At 68.6% G+C, this 16,711-nt stretch carries 17 protein-coding genes and 2 pseudogenes; 9 read left to right on the forward strand and 10 right to left on the reverse strand.

Annotated features, from left to right (window positions below; genetic code table 11):
• Positions 1–83: 83 nt before the first annotated feature.
• Positions 84–588, forward strand: a pseudogene (locus ACZ4Z4_RS33820) (glutamate-cysteine ligase family protein).
• A 214-nt stretch (positions 589–802) separates the two neighbouring features.
• A complete protein-coding gene (locus tag ACZ4Z4_RS33825) occupies positions 803–1,630 on the forward strand; it encodes a helix-turn-helix transcriptional regulator (protein WP_468336264.1) in 828 nt (275 codons plus the stop codon).
• Here the strand turns inward: ACZ4Z4_RS33825 and ACZ4Z4_RS33830 are convergent.
• Positions 1,582–1,971: an ANTAR domain-containing protein gene (locus tag ACZ4Z4_RS33830; RefSeq protein WP_468336094.1), complete on the reverse strand. Its 390-nt coding sequence runs from the start codon at positions 1,969–1,971 to the stop codon at positions 1,582–1,584. The two genes, ACZ4Z4_RS33825 and ACZ4Z4_RS33830, sit on opposite strands and share 49 nt — an antisense overlap.
• Positions 1,972–2,803: 832 nt before the next feature.
• Between ACZ4Z4_RS33830 and ACZ4Z4_RS33835 the strand changes: the two genes are divergently transcribed.
• Complete coding sequence (locus ACZ4Z4_RS33835; protein ID WP_468336097.1) at positions 2,804–3,208, forward strand: ATP-binding protein; 405 nt, start codon at positions 2,804–2,806, stop codon at positions 3,206–3,208.
• A gap of 156 nt (positions 3,209–3,364) precedes the next feature.
• On the opposite strand, the gene ACZ4Z4_RS33840 is transcribed toward ACZ4Z4_RS33835, so the two are convergent.
• Entirely contained in the window at positions 3,365–3,559 is a 195-nt protein-coding gene (locus tag ACZ4Z4_RS33840; protein WP_468336100.1) for a hypothetical protein, read from the reverse strand.
• 497 nt (positions 3,560–4,056) lie between these two features.
• On the opposite strand from ACZ4Z4_RS33840, the gene ctaD reads away from it, so the two are divergent.
• The 4 genes from ctaD (at position 4,057) to ACZ4Z4_RS33860 (ending at position 7,525) form a co-directional block, all read left to right on the forward strand.
• Positions 4,057–5,769: an aa3-type cytochrome oxidase subunit I gene (gene ctaD / locus ACZ4Z4_RS33845; protein ID WP_468336103.1), complete on the forward strand. Its 1,713-nt coding sequence runs from the start codon at positions 4,057–4,059 to the stop codon at positions 5,767–5,769.
• Positions 5,766–6,140 (forward strand): hypothetical protein, encoded by a 375-nt coding sequence (locus tag ACZ4Z4_RS33850; protein ID WP_468336106.1) that lies wholly within the window; start codon positions 5,766–5,768, stop codon positions 6,138–6,140. The genes ctaD and ACZ4Z4_RS33850 overlap by 4 nt, the downstream gene beginning before the upstream one ends.
• Positions 6,141–6,429: 289 nt before the next feature.
• On the forward strand, positions 6,430–7,254 hold the full coding sequence (locus ACZ4Z4_RS33855; protein WP_468336109.1) for a SigB/SigF/SigG family RNA polymerase sigma factor: 825 nt from the start codon (positions 6,430–6,432) through the stop codon (positions 7,252–7,254).
• Between the two features lie 40 nt (positions 7,255–7,294).
• Entirely contained in the window at positions 7,295–7,525 is a 231-nt protein-coding gene (locus ACZ4Z4_RS33860) for a DUF5133 domain-containing protein (RefSeq protein ID WP_468336112.1), read from the forward strand.
• A 317-nt stretch (positions 7,526–7,842) separates the two neighbouring features.
• Here ACZ4Z4_RS33860 and ACZ4Z4_RS33865 read toward each other — a convergent pair whose 3' ends face one another.
• On the reverse strand, positions 7,843–8,034 hold the full coding sequence (locus ACZ4Z4_RS33865; protein ID WP_468336115.1) for a hypothetical protein: 192 nt from the start codon (positions 8,032–8,034) through the stop codon (positions 7,843–7,845).
• A gap of 512 nt (positions 8,035–8,546) precedes the next feature.
• The gene (locus ACZ4Z4_RS33870; RefSeq protein ID WP_468336118.1) at positions 8,547–9,047 is read right to left on the reverse strand and encodes a MarR family winged helix-turn-helix transcriptional regulator; all 501 of its coding nucleotides are present in this window, start codon (positions 9,045–9,047) and stop codon (positions 8,547–8,549) included.
• Between the two features lie 218 nt (positions 9,048–9,265).
• On the opposite strand from ACZ4Z4_RS33870, the gene ACZ4Z4_RS33875 reads away from it, so the two are divergent.
• Complete coding sequence (locus ACZ4Z4_RS33875) at positions 9,266–10,090, forward strand: SDR family oxidoreductase (protein WP_468336121.1); 825 nt, start codon at positions 9,266–9,268, stop codon at positions 10,088–10,090.
• Between the two features lie 321 nt (positions 10,091–10,411).
• Here the strand turns inward: ACZ4Z4_RS33875 and ACZ4Z4_RS33880 are convergent, their stop codons facing one another.
• The 6 genes from ACZ4Z4_RS33880 to ACZ4Z4_RS33905 all read right to left on the reverse strand — a co-directional run bounded on the left by ACZ4Z4_RS33880 (position 10,412) and on the right by ACZ4Z4_RS33905 (position 15,906).
• A complete protein-coding gene (locus ACZ4Z4_RS33880; protein ID WP_468336124.1) occupies positions 10,412–11,278 on the reverse strand; it encodes a GNAT family N-acetyltransferase in 867 nt (288 codons plus the stop codon).
• Positions 11,279–12,474: 1,196 nt separating this feature from the next.
• Complete coding sequence (locus ACZ4Z4_RS33885) at positions 12,475–12,732, reverse strand: hypothetical protein (protein ID WP_468336127.1); 258 nt, start codon at positions 12,730–12,732, stop codon at positions 12,475–12,477.
• A 6-nt stretch (positions 12,733–12,738) separates the two neighbouring features.
• Positions 12,739–12,978 carry a 3-hydroxyacyl-CoA dehydrogenase family protein gene (locus ACZ4Z4_RS33890; protein ID WP_468336130.1) on the reverse strand — a complete coding sequence of 80 codons (240 nt, stop codon included), beginning with the start codon at positions 12,976–12,978 and terminating at the stop codon, positions 12,739–12,741.
• Positions 12,953–13,525, reverse strand: a complete 573-nt coding sequence (locus ACZ4Z4_RS33895; protein WP_468336133.1) for a 3-hydroxyacyl-CoA dehydrogenase NAD-binding domain-containing protein — start codon at positions 13,523–13,525, stop codon at positions 12,953–12,955. The genes ACZ4Z4_RS33890 and ACZ4Z4_RS33895 overlap by 26 nt, the downstream gene beginning before the upstream one ends.
• 137 nt (positions 13,526–13,662) lie before the next feature.
• Entirely contained in the window at positions 13,663–13,944 is a 282-nt protein-coding gene (locus ACZ4Z4_RS33900; RefSeq protein ID WP_468336136.1) for a hypothetical protein, read from the reverse strand.
• A 279-nt stretch (positions 13,945–14,223) separates the two neighbouring features.
• Positions 14,224–15,906, reverse strand: coding sequence for a PP2C family protein-serine/threonine phosphatase (locus ACZ4Z4_RS33905; protein WP_468336139.1), 1,683 nt, complete (start codon positions 15,904–15,906; stop codon positions 14,224–14,226).
• A 540-nt stretch (positions 15,907–16,446) separates the two neighbouring features.
• On the opposite strand from ACZ4Z4_RS33905, the pseudogene ACZ4Z4_RS33910 reads away from it, so the two are divergent.
• Positions 16,447–16,700: pseudogene (locus tag ACZ4Z4_RS33910) on the forward strand (nucleotidyl transferase AbiEii/AbiGii toxin family protein); the annotation flags it as partial.
• Positions 16,701–16,711: the final 11 nt, after the last annotated feature.

The following is a 16,711-nucleotide window of genomic DNA, read 5'->3' on the forward strand; positions in this document are numbered from 1 at the left end:
TGCCGCGCGGAACTGGGGTGTCCGCGGAGCAGCGGGACTGCACTCCGAACTCCTGCAACGCCCAGGCCGAGGCAGCCACTCCGGTGTGCACGGAGCTGAAGGAGGTCGGCGGACATCTGCTGCGGCTGCGCCTGGCACTCGCGGCCGCCGCCAAGTCCGCCGGATGCCATCTCGCTGCCTGCGCGACAGCCCCCCGCCGGGCCGCCGCCCCAGTGCCCGTCACCGACGAGGCCCGCTACCGCGCCATCCGCGCCCAAGCCCCGCAGCTGGCTGTGGCTTCCCGTGCGCAGCGTCATGTCGGCGAACTCGCCCCTGTGGGATGGTCAGGACACCGGGTTCGCCAGCTGGCGCACGGTTGTCTTCGGACGCCGGCCCCTCAACGGCCCGCCGCAGCGCTTCGCGGACCTGACGGACTACAAGGACCGCGTGGACAAACTGCTGTCTTCCGGCATGATCCAGGACGTCGGCCAGCTCTACTGGCAGGCACGCCCCTCCCGCCGCCACCCGACCATCGAGGTCCGGTGCCCGGACGTCCAGCTGCGCATCGACGAAGCTGTGCGGCTTGGCTCGGTGGGAGGCAGAAGGTAGCGTCGCCGAGGAGAACGGGTCGTCGGTCAGCATTCTTGGGACGGCTGGAACCAACGGCTCGGCGATCGGCGCAGGGGGTGACGTAGTGGGAGCGCTGGTGTTCGACAGCGACGACCTGGACGTTACGGAGGACTTTCTCAGCCGTGCTTACGCGCGGATGCGTATCGGCAGCAGCACGCCGCAGGCGAGCAGAGCACACATCCGCCGGGACACCATGCCCTCGGTGAGCGTGGACGAACTCGATCTCAACTTCGACATGAGCTACGCGGCGACACCCCTCGGCAAGATCTGCCTGTGCATCATTCACGAGGGCACCATCCGGAACCACGTCTTCGACGGTGTCCGTGATTCGTTCGGTCCCGGTGACCTGATGATGATCGCTCCACCGGACCTGCCTTATGCCGGAGAGGTGTGCGCGGCCCGATACAACATCACCATGCTCGACCCCGAGCTGCTCGGCCAGGTCGCCGCATCGGGCGACGAGCCGGAGGGCGGGTCGGTACGGCTGACCGGGCACCGCCCGCACTCCCCCGCCGCGGCCCGCCACCTGAAGCGCACCATCATCCACCTTCGTGATCATGTGCTCGCCGACCCGGACGTCGCGCGGGAACCGCTGATCGTTTCGGTCGGCGCCCAACTCCTGGCCGCCAGTGTCCTGGCCGCCTTCCCGAACTCGGCACGCACCGACCCCAGGGCGCAAGACCGTGCCGACTCCCATTCCGCCACTCTGCGGCGGGCCGTCGCCTACATCGACGACCACGCCGACCAGCCCATCACCGTCGCCGACATCGCCGCCGCGGCCCATGTCACCGTCCGTGCCCTGCAATACGCGTTCCGGCGGCACCTCGACACCACACCCCTTGCCTACCTGCGCCGCGCTCGCCTCACCCACGCACACCGTGAACTCCGGGCCGCCGACCTGGCCGAAGGCGTCACCGTGGAACACATCGCCGCCCGCTGGGGCTTCCACCACCCCGGCCGCTTCGCCGCGCTCTACCGCGACACCTTCGGCACCAGCCCCTCGCGCACCTTGCGCGGCTGAACCGCGGGAAGCGAGCACGTCGACAGCAGCCCACCGGCACCCGGCAGCGGTGGTCGCCTGAGCTCGAGTACGCCATCGAGGCCGCGGCGGATCCGCGGCGGCAGCGATCCTTCGGCCGGCCACCGCACCAGGTGTTCCGCCACCTCCCGCACCTTGATGTTCGTACGTTGCGAGACCTCCTTGATGGCGTCCCACCCGTCCTCGGGGCGCAGACCGCCGTAGGTGATGACGACGCCGATCGCCTGGTCCACGACGGCGTGCGAAACAACGGCACGTCGCAGCTGGGCGATCTCCTCGTGGAGTGCGGCGACCTCGCCGCTGTGGTTCTCGTGCTCCGACATCAAGGTCATCTTTTCGGTTCAGGTGACGTGGTGTTCTCTCGTTCACGCTGCCCCGGAGTGACGGCGAGCGTAGGCCATGGAACGAAGAAATCGCTCCGCCTTGGTCCGGAAAACGAAACGACGCACGTGCGTCACGGACGTGTCTGCTGGGACAACCGGCGCATCAGGCCGAAGGCCACTTAGCGGTGCAGTGGCCGACGCCGCTTGTGCGTCGCGGGTGAAGTCGGCGCGTCGGCGAACCGTTGCGCCGGGGCGATATCGTGTCCGGCCCGCGCGGGCGAACGACGCCGGCATGTACCGTCGGACTCGTCGAAGGCTCCCGGGGCGGCGGCGTAGCGGTTGCGGGCTCCCGCCGTGTGGGTACGCACTGGGACGGGCGGCGACGGCCAGGAGCGGACCCCGCGTCGGCCGCGAACCCGGTTACGCACTCCAGCTCGTTGCAGGGGCCGCCGTCCTCGCAGCCACTCGGTCATGTCGGCGCAGGTTGATTGCGGTCGGACCGCTCCACCGCTTGCCACCTCCCCTTGCTGTACCTCGTCTGCGATGAGCCCCGTCCGTGTGCCTCGGTCGCGCTGCTGCCCAGATGCTCACGCGGCGCGGGATGGTGACCGGGGGCGTGCCCGGCAGCCGGAACGCGAGCGGGCACAGGCGCGCTTCGCCTCGTCGGGTCCCCGCGTTCGCGGAGCCCGGGCCGTCACAGGACCACCACAGGGGTGTTTCATGACAACGGCCATGCTGGGTAGGTGGAAGACGCAGTACAGGAACAAGCAACAAGCGAAATCCACAGCCCATAGGAAAGCCATGATCATCCCGCTTAGGAAGCAGGCGACGGATGAGTACGCTCGTGCAGCCGTTGTGCCACCACCTCGCCTGGGGCGCGAAAGGCACCTCCATCGCCGACGCCCGACATGCCGTGCACTCACTGCTCGTCCGCGCGGGGCATCCCCCGCACCACCTCATCAGCCAGGACGCCCAGCTCGTGGTGAGCGAACTGGTCACCAACGCACTGCGCCACGCCCCCGGCCCCGGCGAACTCCTCCTGGAGGTCGTGCCCTCCAACCTGCTGCGCGTCACCGTCCGCGACGGCTCTCCCCGCCCGCCCGAACCGCTCGCACCGGATCCGGGCCGTCCAGGGGGGCACGGTGTGCATGTGGTCACTCGCCTGTCCGAACGGGTGTACGCCGTCCCGGTCGACGGGGGCAAACAGGTCGTGGCTGAGCTGAGGCTCCCTTCCTGACCGTCGGCGACGCGGCCGACCACCCGTGGTTCACGCCCTTCCGGATGTGTGCCGACCCGCACGCATCCGGAAAGGTCCCCTGTCGGCCCGGTCGGCCGCTTGTCCAACCCCCGAGCACACATGCGCCCGGGACTTCTCCCAGCTTCTCGTGATGTCTCAGCCGGCCTCTTTCGTTTTCCTCCATGTGTCCGTGACCGGTTCGTGCTCCACGAGGCCGAGCGCGGCGAAGTCGGTGTCCTCCCCGCCGTATCCGGTGCAGTCCTCGCAGAAGCCGCCGAGGTCCCGCCAGGTGCGGGCGGTCAAGGCGAAGGACAGGGACCAGAAGAGGCGGTGGTCGCCGTCTCGTAGCACCTCGGTGTCCCTTGGAGCCGGTCGCCCGGGATGGGGCGGAGCGAGGCTCGGGAGGGCTGCGAGGTGGTAGCCCTCCGGCGGCGGTGGCGTCAGGTAGGCGACCGTACCGCACAGCAGGGCGCCGTCTGTGGGTGTCTCGGCGTACCGGGCCAGGAGGTTGTCGCCGGGTACGCAGTCGACGTCGACGCATGCTCTCGCGCCCCGACTTCGATGGGCCTTCGGCGCTCCCGGCCCCAGCCTGACCGCCAGCTACCGGTGCGATCCGGCCGGAGGGCGGCAGACCACGGCGGCTGACTGCGTGCATGGCCGTCTCCACACACGCAGGCGCTCACGGCATCACCAGTGAGCCCAATGGCCGGAAGAAAACCGTGTGAGTCTCACGATTCTGGTGATTCGGCAACTGTCGCGGGGCCCTTCAGCGCGTCCTGCGACATCTTGGCCTGCTTTCCGGTAGCCAAGTAGGAATCACGGCGTTTGCCCTGTCCGTAAGGAAGCTGATGACTGCTCAAGCAGATCCGGTCACGCTGGTACCGACCGAAGGACGGCGGAGTCGAGGGCGCGTGGTCGTCTCCTGGCTGACCACGACGGACCACAAGAAGATCGGTCATCTGTACCTGATCACCTCGTTCGCGTTCTTCCTGATCGGCGGGGCGCTCGCCATGGCCATCCGGGCGGAGTTGGCCCGCCCGGGGATGCAGCTGCTCTCGGCCGAGCAGTACAACCAGTCGTTCACCATGCATGGCACGATCATGCTGCTGCTCTTCGCCACCCCGACGTTCGCCGGCTTCGCCAACGCGATCATGCCGTTGCAGATCGGCTCCCCGGACGTCGCCTTCCCGCGCCTGAACATGCTCTCCTACTGGCTGTTCCTCTTCGGCGGACTGATCGTCGTGGGCAGCTTCCTCACCCCCCAGGGCGCCGCCGACTTCGGCTGGACCGCCTACACCCCCCTCAGTGGCGGCGAACGCACCCCCTATGTCGGCGGCGACATGTGGATCATGGGCCTGGCGCTCTCCGGCTTCGGGACCATCCTCGGCGCGGTCAACTTCATCACCACGATCATCTGCATGCGCGCCCCCGGAATGACCATGTTCCGCATGCCGATCTTCACCTGGAACGTGCTGCTCACCTCGGTCCTGGTGCTCCTCGCCTTCCCCGTCCTGGCGGCGGCGCTGCTCGTCCTGGAGGCCGACCGGCGCTTCGGCGCCCAGGTCTTCAACCCCGAGAACGGCGGGGCCATCCTGTGGCAGCACCTGTTCTGGTTCTTCGGCCACCCCGAGGTCTACATCCTGGCGCTGCCGTTCTTCGGCGTGATCACCGAGATCCTGCCGGTGTTCTCCCGCAAGCCGATCTTCGGCTACATGGGTCTGGTCGGCGCCACCATCGCCATCACCGGCCTGTCCGTGACGGTGTGGGCGCACCACATGTTCGCCACCGGTGCGGTGCTGCTGCCGTTCTTCGCCTTCATGACGTATCTGATCGCCGTGCCGACCGGGGTGAAGTTCTTCAACTGGATCGGCACCATGTGGAAGGGATCCCTGTCCTTCGAGCCGCCGATGCTGTGGGCGGTCGGCTTCCTGGTGACCTTCCTCTTCGGCGGCCTGACCGGCGTCATCCTCGGCTCCCCGCCCCTTGACTGGCACGTCACCGACACATACTTCGTCGTCGCCCACTTCCACTACGTCCTCTTCGGCACCATCGTCTTTGCGATGTTCGGCGGCTTCAGCTTCTGGTGGCCGAAGATGACCGGGACCATGCTCGACACCCGCCTGGAGAAGATCCACTTCTGGACCCTGTTCGTCGGCTTCCACACCACCTTCCTCGTCCAGCACTGGCTCGGCGCCGAAGGCATGCCCCGCCGCTACGCCGACTACCTGGACGCCGACGGCTTCACCGCCCTCAACACCATCTCCTCCATCGGCGCCTTCCTCCTGGGCCTGTCCACCCTGCCCTTCCTCTACAACGTCTGGAAGACCGCCAAGTACGGCGAGCGCGTCGAGGTCGACGACCCCTGGGGGTTCGGCCGCTCCCTGGAGTGGGCCACCTCCTGCCCGCCGCCCCGGCACAACTTCGTCACCCTGCCCAAGATCCGCTCCGAGTCCCCTGCCTTCGACCTGCACCACCCCGACGTCGTCCAGCTCGACGAGAAGGAGAACACCGGCAAGCGCGATGTCATCGACGCCGAAGGACATGAAGGCGACCGCTCGTGAGAGGGAGCCCGCACCGTCGCCCGCACCTCGACGAAGCCTCGGTGATCGCGGCCGACGCGGAGGGCTTCCTCATCGCACACGGCCACCGCGTGGAGGCGCACCGCGAAGCGCGGGCGCTGTGCGAGAAGCTGCCGTGGCTGACCACCGCTCAGGCCGAGGACCTCACACGGCACTACGTCCAGCACCGCATGGCCCTGACCCGGCACGTGCTCGGCACGACTGCCAGGCGGGCACAGGAACTGCGGGGTGAGTACGAGGCGCGCTACCAGCAGCTGCGGCGCGCTCTTCTCAAACGCCATGCCGCCTGGGCGTCCACGATCATGGCGTGTTCCATCGGCATCAGCGGCGCCGTCGGCGTACTGGCACGGTAAAGACCTGGACGGGGGGCGGCGCGAGCATGGCACGGCCCCCGGTCTGCGGGGCCGGTTCCCTCGCTCTGGCGCTCATGTCCTGGACAGGCGCGGCAGCAGCCTCTGCCGCATCATGACTTTCACCGGCTTTTCGGTTGTTTAGTTCTGCTGATCACGGACAGAAGGCGTCTCGACGTGCTTGGGCAAGCAGGCACATCCACGGGAGCGGTCATGGACACGGCCGCCTTGGGATGTGTGGTGACCCCGCTCCCGTGCTGACGACATCAGCGGTTCGACGGGAGGCACACACATGTCGATCAGGGCGACCCAACCGCGCCGGGCGGCGGACACTCCGGACACGCAGGCCGACTTCGAGCGCCTCGCCGTGCTGCCGGCAGGCCCTGAGCGGCAACGCCTGGTCGAGCAGCTGGTGGCGGCCTGGCTGCCCATGGCCCACCGCCTCGCGGGCAAGTTCCGCGACCGCGGTGAGCCCCTGGAGGATCTGGAGCAGGTAGCGGCGCTGGGCCTGGTCAAAGCCGTCGACCGCTACGACCCGGCGCACGGCCCCTTCGCCCCGTACGCAATTCCCACCATTGTGGGAGAGGTCAAGCGGTACTTCCGCGACCACGCCTGGAGTGTGCACGTGCCCCGGCGGGTGCAGGAGCTGCGCAACAAGGTGCGCGCCGGTATCCGCGAACTCGCCCTCACCCAGGGCGACCGGTTCCCCACCGTGGCCGAGATCGCCGATCACGTCCAGCTCAGCGAAGAGGACGTGCTGACCGGGATGGAAGCCATCGACAGCTTCCGCGCCATCTCCCTGGACGCCCAGCTGAACGTCGGGTCCTCCGAGGGGGAGTCCCCCGCCCTGGGTGACCTGCTCGGGCAGACCGAGCCGCGCTATGACATCGTCGTCGCGCGTGAGGCGGTCAAACCCTGCCTCGCCCGCCTGCCCGAGCGCGAACGCCGCATCCTGCACATGCGCTTCTTCCAGGACATGACCCAGGCCCGCATCGGCGAAGAACTGGGCATTTCACAGATGCACGTCTCACGCCTGCTCACCCGCGCCTGCCGCCGCGTGCGCGCACACGTCGAACGCGACACCACCGACCAGCGACAGCCGGCCCTCGCCGCCTGACCCTCCCACCGGCCGCGCCGAAGCGAAAGGAACGCACGCCATGCTCATGCCCCACCCCGCCTTCCTGACCGATCTCGTCTCCCGGTACGAGAACCTGAACGCCCGGCACGCCGAGGACAGAAGCACTCAGACGCGTCAGCGCCTGGACGACATCTCCTACACCCTGTGCATCGCCACCGGCACCCGCGACATCGACTCCGCGCTGACATCCGCCCGCCGGTACCTGGCCGACGTGGCGCCCGAAGCGACTTCTCCCGCACTCGGGGCATGAGCGGCGCGGCATGCGAATCGCGGGCGGACGCCAGTCACCCGCGAATGACAGGACCGGAGGTTACCGACGATCCGCCGGATCGCAGGCCGGTGTCACAGACCTCGCCCGGGGCACGCGCACCGCGGACAGAAGTCCGGCGGCTGTCTGCTCCGCCTTCCCTGCTGTCACCACGCCCGATCAATGTGCAGTCGGCCTCTGCGCGGCGGTCGTGAACTGGACCCCACGGAGATCACGGCCAGCTTCGAGCGCGGCGCCCACGCCCCTCAGGGCCCAGCGGACGCGACCGCGCAGAGGTCGGCATCACCGCGAACGCCTGATCACGACTGGCCGCGGTGTACGACCGCCGTGCACAGCATCTGCACGTACGCCGAGCGTTGCGCGTCCGGGTGCAGCCTGGTCTCTTCCGTCTCGGCCACCGCGTTGAGGATGCGGCGATCGGCCGCGGCCGACTGCGCGGTCTTGGCTGCAGCCGCCTTGCCGTCCAGTTTGCAGCACAGGGCGTCGAGCACTCATCGCAACACATCGGCTTCCGCGAGCACGTCGGCGGGCAGGGAGTTCCGCTTTATTCAGGCCAGCGCCTTCCGCCACTCCTCGTTCGGCTCTTGGGCCCATGCGTTCTTGTTGACGGCTTAGATCGAAAGGTTCGCCTTCGCGTGCCGCCGTCATGAGTTTCGAGCGTCTGCTGTCGGCGAGCCCGAAGGCGGAGTCATACGGCTCTCCGCCAGAACCGCCTGCTCCAGGAAGCCAGTCGACAGGACCGGAGAGCAAGGGTCGCTCCATCCCGCGACCAGCATCAGAAGCCCGTCTTCGGTGAGTCGGCTGAGGCTACGGGCCACCACGCGCTCGGAGGAGCCAAGGGCTTGGGCGACGTTTGAGTTGCAGCTCCAGGGTGCACTGCAATGCGTGCGAGGGCCGCTCGATCACGACGGTGGCTTCGTTGCACCAGATCCTCGTCAACACCACCGTCGCGCCCCGGCCACGCCGGAGCAGCACGCCGCAGAGATATGCGGGCGCCCGGGGCTCATGGCCGTTGCGTGCTGTAGGCGCTGAGGTTGGTTTCGACCTGCCCCAGCAAGGTCAGCAGCTGCTCCCGCTGGGTCTCGTCAAGGCCGGCGAGGCTTTCCTGTTCCAGGGTGCTCCAGGCCCGGTCCACCTCGGCCAGCATGCAGGCGCCGTAGTCCGAGGGCTCCACCAGCACAGCCCGCCCGTCCGCCGGATCCGGCAGGCGTCGCACATGTCCGGCCTGTTCCATCCGCTGGAGCGTCTTGGTGAGGGTGGAGGGCTCGACGCCGAGCATGCGGACGAGCTCCGACTGGCGGAGGACCGGTCCGCTCTCCCACAGGTGCATCATCACCAGCTCCTGGCCCGGGTACAGCCCGAGGTCGCGCAACAGGGCCGCGGCCACCGTGCGGTGCAGCCGGGCCACCCGGCACAGCGCGAGGCTGACCGGACCGCCACCGGCGGCGGGCCGCGCGGCAGGGGTGGCCGCATCCGTCGACGCCTGCTCCTTGGTGGGCTTCATCGCTGCTTCCGCGCCTCTCCGACCGTCCTGCGGGCACCGGAGGATGCCCCGGCCACCACTTTACTTGGTCGGCTAAGGATTGCTGTACGGTGGACCCGGCCGAACTAGTTAGCCGACTAACTATTTAGTTGGTCGGCTACATATTCCTGCCGCGGTCGCACAGGGCGGCCGGCGATCACCGTGCAGGCAGGGACCCTTCACTTTCTGGGAGCACCTCCATGAGCAAGACCTGGTTCATCACCGGCTCATCCCGCGGCTTCGGCCGCCAGTTCGTCGAAGCGGCCCTCTCCCGTGGGGACAAGGTCGCGGCCACCGCCCGCGACACCGCCGCGCTCGCGGACCTCGTCGCCGCCTACGAAGACGCCGTTCTGCCCATACCGCTGGACGTGACGGACCGGGACGCGGTCTTCGACGCCGTCGAGCGCGCCCACGCGCATTTCGGCCGACTCGACGTCGTCGTCAACAACGCCGGATACGCCCTGTTCGGCATGGTCGAGGAGCTGAGCGAGGAGCAGATCCGCGACCAGTTCGAGACCAACTTCTTCGGCACCCTGTGGGTCACCCAGGCCGCCCTGCCGTTCCTGCGCGCCCAGGACAGCGGCCACATCGTCCAGATCTCCTCCTTCGGCGGCGTCGCGCCCTGGCCCAACATGGGCGGCTACCACGCCTCGAAGTGGGCCCTGGAAGGCCTCACCGACACCCTGTCCCAGGAAGTCACCGGGTTCGGCATCAAGGTCACTCTCGTCGAGCCCAACAACTTCGCCACCGACGCGGCGGGCTCCTCCGGTGCTCATGCCCAGCCCCTGCCTGCCTACGACGGCGTGCGCGCCGCGGTGGTCGCCGCTTTCAGCGGCGCCCCGGCCGGTGACCCCGCCACGGCCGGCCCGGCGCTGCTGAAGATCGTCGACGCCGAGAACCCGCCGCTGCGGGTCTTCTTCGGCAGCGCCTCCCTCCCGGTCGTCAGCCAGGTCTACGCCGAGCGGCTCAAGACCTGGAACGACTGGGCCGAGGTATCCGCACTGGCCGAGGCCCCGCAGGTTTGACACAACACCGTGCGGGGTGCGCGAGCACCGTGTGAACCCCACGCCCCTCTCCGGTGGCCGGGCCCGCGCAGCGCCGGCCGCCGCGTTCTGGCAGGTCTGTTTGCCGCCGGGGCCCGCTCGGATTCGAGCAGGCCGCCACTCGCAACGTGCGCGCCGAGCCGATTTCGACCCCATCCCTCGCTCCTTGCGGCAGGCGCACCCGTCGACGGACGGCTCGCTCCGGGGGGATGGGCATCCGAGGACAGGCAGGTCCTCCTAGGTCGTTCGGCCCCCGGCCGAGGGCAGCGACGCTGCCTGTCCGACTCCGTCGCCTGATCGTCCTCAGGCGGCTCGGCTGACGTCCAGCCGTTCGGGCGACGCCTCGTATCCAGCTGCCCTGTAGGCGGCGACTGCGGCAGCATTCGAGCTCGGGGTGGACACGAGTGCGCTCGACGCACCCAGTTCACGCAGCACCGCCGCAGCGGCGATGCTGATCGCCGTCCCGTGGCCGCGACCACGATGGTCGGCGTGCACGCCCACCGGCTCCAGCAGGCCGGGCCTGCCGGGCCCGGCCGACCAGACCGTCGCCGCGGCCACCGCGTTGTCCTGGTCGTCGAAGCCGATCAGGCAGCGCGCGTCGGCATAGACCGGCCCGGCCGCCAGGACGTGCCAGATCTCCTCGGTGAACGCCGGGCTGCCGAACGCCGAGCGGTGCACTGCGGTCCGCACGCCCGCCGTCTGCGGGCCGGCTACCTCGATCCGCAGACCGGAGTCCCGCACCGGCTCGGAGAGGTCGTGGCGCAGCGGCGTCCACGGCTCGTCCAGATTCCAGCCCGCCTCCAGGAGGACCTCGCGGAGCAGGGCGCCGTTGGGGATCTCGACGCCGACCTTCCCGGGCGGCAGGACCCCGCGCTCCGGGTCATCGAGGTCCACCAGCATCCGGCGCGCCAGATCACCGTCCTGCCGCAGGTCCGGGGCGGTCGTCAGGCGCAGCACATCAGGGGCGTCCAGGTATCCCACGGCGATGATCCGTCCGTCCACACTCCAGGTGCGGACGGCCGCGGCCAGCCTCTCCGCGCCCAGCGCCCAGGCCCAGCCGAGGTCTCCCGGATGGAGTTGCAGCGGCGTGCGGTCGTCCTGCCATACGCGGAGGGCATCCACGACCTCGATCAGTCCGTCGACGCCGGGCTCGTTCAGAACGATCGTCATGCCCCGCATCTCACATCATCGCGGCGACCGGCCGCACCTGTTTTTCATCACAAGTGCTCGGCGGTGCCACGCTGGACGCAGCTGTTCCAGGGCCTCGAAGACGTCGTCGCCGAGGACTGTCTGCTGGCCACCAACACCTCGTCTACAGCGCCGGCCTCTCGCCTGCCTCTGAGCCTGTCTCAGTTGTCGGAATCCCATCGCCTCCGCCCTCGGCTCGTGTTGGGTGCTCCTGACAACTACTAACAAAGCCGTTGGACGTGTCGGCGGGTCATCACCCAGGCGGCGAGTCCGAGGACTGCTTCGTGGATGTCGTCGCGTCTCTTCCAACGGATGTGTGGGCGGCGGAAGCCTGCTGTACCGGTGGTGCTGCCCTCACTCGCACTCGTAGATCCCCGACTCGGGCACGATCTCGCCCAGACAAGATGGGAACAACCAGACAGGATCGGAACAAGGTGAGACGCGGAGCCCTTCGCGGGTCAGCCGGCGCACGAACGCCGGACGCCGGCGTGGCTCCGGCCCGCCCGGGTCATCGAGCACCCGGCCACACCGCGGGCCCTGCGGCGGGGCGTTGACCGCCGTGGCAACGGGAACGAGGACCGATGCGGTGGGTTCACTCGTTGTGGTGGACAACGCGCATATCAGTCGCAGGCTGAGCGCTTGGGTGGAGATTATCGGCGCTCTGCACTCATCACCCAGGAGGTCGTCCATGGTTGTTCCACTGGTGGTCATTTCCGACTGGTCGGCTGGCCCCCTGCATATCGTAGGTGATCAGCGGAGTGCTGCTCAGGGGAGCCGCATGGGCAGCTTTCCCTGAAAAAAGAACTGCCACCAACGAAGTCGCCATGACCGCAACCGCCAGGACCATCGCTGGCAGACTCGGGAAAGGCCGAAATGTAGCCGTAGCCATGCTGCAGGCGCGCGCCCGAGGTACCCCACGTCTCAGTACGACTTCTTTTTTACGGGCCACACAAGCGTCAGTCACTTCTCCACCTTTTCAGTATTGAGATGCACTTTTACGGATTCACTGTCGGCACAGTCCCGTGCCTCACGGCTCCGCACCCATGACTACGTCGTGCAACAGCAGCCGGTTCGATCCTTGGTGGTGGTCAAAGCCCATGAGGGAGTCGTCCTCCAAGCAGCCTCGGGGGCGGGGGTGTTGAGCGCGGCGTCGGTGGTGGGGCGCTGGGCGGCGGCCATCAGGTCGGCGGTCTTGCGGGGCCATCGGCGCTGTCGAGGACGCTGCGCACGGACGCCGCGTTGCTGGAGGAGTCGGCGAACGCTCCGTGCACCAGCACGACGGTCGGCTTGCTGTCGCGGGAGTGGTCCGCAACGGTCGAGGTGCCGGTCCAGGGTGCCTTGTCGGCCGCGCCGGACGTCGCGCCGCCGGAGGCGAATGCCAGGGTGGCGCCGCCCACCGCAGTCACCAGCAGGAGACCAGTGAACCGGCCGGGCATGCCGCCTCAGCGGCCACCGCCACCGGGGTAGCGATGGAATCCCTCGCCCGTGGCCACCCCTAGCTTGCCCTTGTCGAGGTAACGCTCCTTGATGAGCCGAGCGAACTCCCGTTGCCCGGCGTCCCCGCGCGCAGCGATGTGATGGGCCGTCGACAGCCCGATGATGTCCAGCATCTCGAACGGGCCGTAGGACGCACCGGTCCCGATCCGCCAGACGTCATCAACCGCGGCCCGGGTCGGCGACATCCCCGGTCAGCAGCTCACCCGCGGCCTTCAACAGCGGCATGAGCAGGGAGTTCAGCACGTAACCCGGCTTCTCCTTCCGCATGGGGATCGGCACCATCCCGATCCGCGAGGCGAAACGCACCACCGCCGCGTAAACCTCGGGATCGGTCTCGACGGTGCCCATCACCTCGGCGATGTTGTGCCGCCACACCAGATTGGCGAGGTGCAGCGCCAAGAACCGCTCCGGCCGACCCGTACTGGCCGCGAGAGCGCTCGGCGGAAGGGCGGAGGTATTGGTGGCGAACACCGTGTGGGCCGGGGCGACAGCCCCGAGCCGGGCGAGGACATCCTTCTTCACGGCCAGCTGTTCCGGCACCGACTCGATCACCAGGTCCGCCTCACCCTCGTAACGCGACGCCAGAACCGTCAGCCGCTGGCGAGCCTGCTCCAACGCGGCCTCGTCAACGTCGTACGCCACGACATCCAATCCGTTGTACGCGGTGTGGAAAACAATCTGCGAACCCAGGACACCGATGCCCAAGATGGTGATGCGGGACAGGGCGGTCATACCGTCTACTCCTCATACGGTGGTGCCCCTCCGTGAGGCGGCGGGGAGACGGGCCGGGCCCCCGCTGACCTGCGCACGTCTTCAGCAGGCCGAGGTGAGCCACCCGCTCCCCACTACGGCCGGGCGGGCGCAGCGGTTCAGTGCGCCACGCTCGTCGTGGCTCCGCGCTGCCGCCGCCGCCGGTACAACGGTCCGGCCAGCAGGCTTCCCCAGAGGCTCGCTCCCAGCTGGAATGCCGTGCGCATCCACCACTCGGACCCGTCCGCCACTCGCTCCAGCAGTACATGGGTGACGGGAAACAGCACGACGGTCACAGTGAGCATCAGCCCTACAGGAGCCTGCCAACGGCCGGGGGCCGCCGCCGTGGCGAGAACGCCGGTGATCCCGACGGACAGCATCAGCGCGGTGGTGAACTCCATGATCGGGTCTTCCTCTCCCCTAGCGGTGTGCGAGATGTTCTCGCCTCATGGGCAAGCATTCCGCCGCGTCCTCCCGCCCCGCCTCGCCGCACAGTCGGAGATCCGCCTCTGCCCCAGGGCGGAACGGACATGCGCCTGTGTCAGGGCCAACCGGCGGCGTGCCCTACCTGATCCCGGGACATGTCAGCGTCGGCCGGATCACGGCGCTCGGTCCCGGTGACGAGCAAGCACTAGGCCGTTTCCTTTGGATCATCGAATGTCTCAAACAGATGACACGGTTCAGGGTGCTGGGGCCTCGACCAGCGGTACGCGGATGGTGAGCACGGCCACGTCGTCGTCATTGTCGGATGGACGGGCTTCCATCAGAGCGTCGGTGAAGCTCTCCAGCGGGTGGTGGGCGAGGCGGGCGGCGTGGCGGCGCAGTCGTTCCAGTCCGTCGTCGATGGAGCGGCCGGGGGACTCGATCAATCCGTCGGTGTAGAGCACCAGTGTCGACAGGGGCGGCAGTGTGCTGGTGGCGTCAGTGCGGAGGATGCCTGCCTGAGCGCCGAGCAGGATGCCGTGCCCGCGGGTGAGGTAGCGGGCCTGGCCGTCGTCGGTGACCAGCAGGGGCGGCGGGTGGCCTGCGTTCGTCCAGTGGAGCTGCCACTGCCCGCCGGTCTGGAGCTGGAGCCTGGCCAGGATCATCGTCGCCATGCCGACGTCGGTGATGTGGGGCAGGGCCCGGTCGAAGCGGTCGACGATGACGCTCGGCGGTTCTTGTTGGAACCAGGCGTAGGCGCGCAGGATGTTGCGCAGTTGGGCCATGCCGGCTGCGGCGTCCAGATCGTGTCCGACGACATCGCCGATCACCAGGGCAAGCGCCTGGTCGGGCAGGTGGAAGACGTCGTACCAGTCGCCGCCCACTTGCGAGGCGTAGGGGGCTGAGAGGTAGCGGGCCTTCATCTCCAGGCCGGGGATGCTGGGCAGGTGTGGCAGCAGGTGGCGCTGCATGGTGTCGGCGACTTTGCGCTGGCGCTGGTAGAGGCGGGCGTTGTCCAGCGCCAGGCCGGCCCGGCGGGTGATGTCTTCGAGCAGAGGGATCTCGGCGGTGGTGAACGGCTCGGGCTGCTTGGACCGGCCCAGGGTGAGTGCGCCGAGGACCTCGCGCAGGCCGCGGATGGGGGCGATGACCGCGGAGTGCATGCCGGTGGCATCGAAGAGTCTGCGCTGTTCGGTGGCGATGTGGGTGTCGGGCGGGCCTTGATACGTCTGCGGGGTCGCCAGCGTGGACCCGGCGCCGCGCAGCGCCCGGGACAGCGGCAACGGCGAGGTCTCGGGGACGGAGAGCAGGGTCCCTTGCAGGTCCTGTCTGCGGGTGATGTGCCCGTCGTCATCGTGGGCGACGAGGGTGCGCTGGACCTGGCCGCCCTCGGTGATCAGGTCGACCACCACCCAGTCGGCCAGCATGGGGACGACCAGCCGGACCAGCCGGTCCAGCGCCTCGTTGACGTCCAGGGTGGCCGTCAGCTGCGTGGTGGTCTCGGCCAGCAACGCCAGCCGCTCCAGCTCGGGAAGCAGCCCCGCGTGAATGGTGGAGACCGGCAGGCAGCCACCGGCCGGATCGTAGTCGTGGAAGACCACCAGGGCCCCGGTCTCCTGAGGGGTGAAGCGCAATGGAGTCACCAGCCAGGACGCCCTCAGCAGTGAGCCGTCCCCGCGCGCGAAGAAGCCCTGCTCCTCCTGGCGCACCTGGCCGGCGATGAAGGCTTCCATGATCGAGCACTGACTGCGCGGCATGCGCATCCCGTTGGCCTGCCGGTGAAAAAGATCGTGCGCGTCCTGCCCCAGTGCATCGTCCGCGCGAAGGCCCAGCAGCATCTCGGCCTGCGCGTTCATGGCCACGAGAGTCCAGTCGGCATCCACGGCGTAGGCCCCGGCACCCAGCCGGTCCAGCGCCTCGCCCAGCAGACGCTGCAGCATCAGCAACCGCTCACGAGGGCTCGCCGAACCCGCCGCACCACCACTCATCCCCGCACCTCCACACTCCGGAAAGGCCAGTGCGCCCGGTGCCCGGCCCCGAGCCGGGCGGCGGGACTGGTCACGGCACCGGCAACCACGCGAGGACACGGCGCCGGCGCTGCTCAAGGACAACTGGGTAACAAAGGAACGGTACACCGCGGCCTTGTCAACCGGTGATCACCTGATCCGAAGGAAACGACCCAATCCGCAGTTCTTCTCGACTACTGAGCATCAGAGTGGACGTCAGTAACCTGCCGTCATGGCCCGCCTTACGAGCGCGAGCGGCGACGACACTATTCACGTCACCTAGACCTGAACTTGTCTCCGATCACAGCATGAGGCGGAGGCCAGCCACGCCGCCGGGTCGGCCACGGCTTCCTCGGTCAACACGTCATACCGGCCAGCGCGGGCGTGGGCTTCGACCTCGGGCCTGCCAGCGGTAGGTATCCGGCCACACTCGCACCCCGGCCGTGCGGAAGCGCGAGCGAAGCTGACGAACGTCTGGCCATCGGCGCGCCCTGCCCCCTGGTCACCACCGGTGGCTACGCCGTCCAGGCCCACGGCCTGGTCGACCTCCTCAGTCAGGACCTGGATGTGGCCACCGAAAACCCCGCCCCCATGGACGACATCATCCGCACCGTCAGCGACGGCTCCTCCAGCGCGGCCAGATCGAGACCAGCCCGCTCTCCGGCCGACTCGTGGCAGCCGACCCCGCCACGGGTGAGGAATGCGAGATCGACATCCTCAAGGAAGCCCTCTGACGTCC

This window comes from Streptomyces sp. NPDC030245 (assembly GCF_055572995.1).

Coding starts and splice junctions, on each gene's coding strand:
- ACZ4Z4_RS33825 (WP_468336264.1), top strand. CDS start 803: ATGCCCTCGGTGAGCGTGGACGAACTCGATCTCAACTTCGACATGAGC.
- ACZ4Z4_RS33830 (WP_468336094.1), bottom strand. CDS start 1,971: ATGTCGGAGCACGAGAACCACAGCGGCGAGGTCGCCGCACTCCACGAG.
- ACZ4Z4_RS33835 (WP_468336097.1), top strand. CDS start 2,804: ATGAGTACGCTCGTGCAGCCGTTGTGCCACCACCTCGCCTGGGGCGCG.
- ctaD (WP_468336103.1), top strand. CDS start 4,057: ATGACTGCTCAAGCAGATCCGGTCACGCTGGTACCGACCGAAGGACGG.
- ACZ4Z4_RS33855 (WP_468336109.1), top strand. CDS start 6,430: ATGTCGATCAGGGCGACCCAACCGCGCCGGGCGGCGGACACTCCGGAC.
- ACZ4Z4_RS33860 (WP_468336112.1), top strand. CDS start 7,295: ATGCTCATGCCCCACCCCGCCTTCCTGACCGATCTCGTCTCCCGGTAC.
- ACZ4Z4_RS33870 (WP_468336118.1), bottom strand. CDS start 9,047: ATGAAGCCCACCAAGGAGCAGGCGTCGACGGATGCGGCCACCCCTGCC.
- ACZ4Z4_RS33875 (WP_468336121.1), top strand. CDS start 9,266: ATGAGCAAGACCTGGTTCATCACCGGCTCATCCCGCGGCTTCGGCCGC.
- ACZ4Z4_RS33880 (WP_468336124.1), bottom strand. CDS start 11,278: ATGACGATCGTTCTGAACGAGCCCGGCGTCGACGGACTGATCGAGGTC.
- ACZ4Z4_RS33885 (WP_468336127.1), bottom strand. CDS start 12,732: ATGCCCGGCCGGTTCACTGGTCTCCTGCTGGTGACTGCGGTGGGCGGC.
- ACZ4Z4_RS33890 (WP_468336130.1), bottom strand. CDS start 12,978: ATGTCGCCGACCCGGGCCGCGGTTGATGACGTCTGGCGGATCGGGACC.
- ACZ4Z4_RS33895 (WP_468336133.1), bottom strand. CDS start 13,525: ATGACCGCCCTGTCCCGCATCACCATCTTGGGCATCGGTGTCCTGGGT.
- ACZ4Z4_RS33900 (WP_468336136.1), bottom strand. CDS start 13,944: ATGGAGTTCACCACCGCGCTGATGCTGTCCGTCGGGATCACCGGCGTT.
- ACZ4Z4_RS33905 (WP_468336139.1), bottom strand. CDS start 15,906: ATGCTGCAGCGTCTGCTGGGCGAGGCGCTGGACCGGCTGGGTGCCGGG.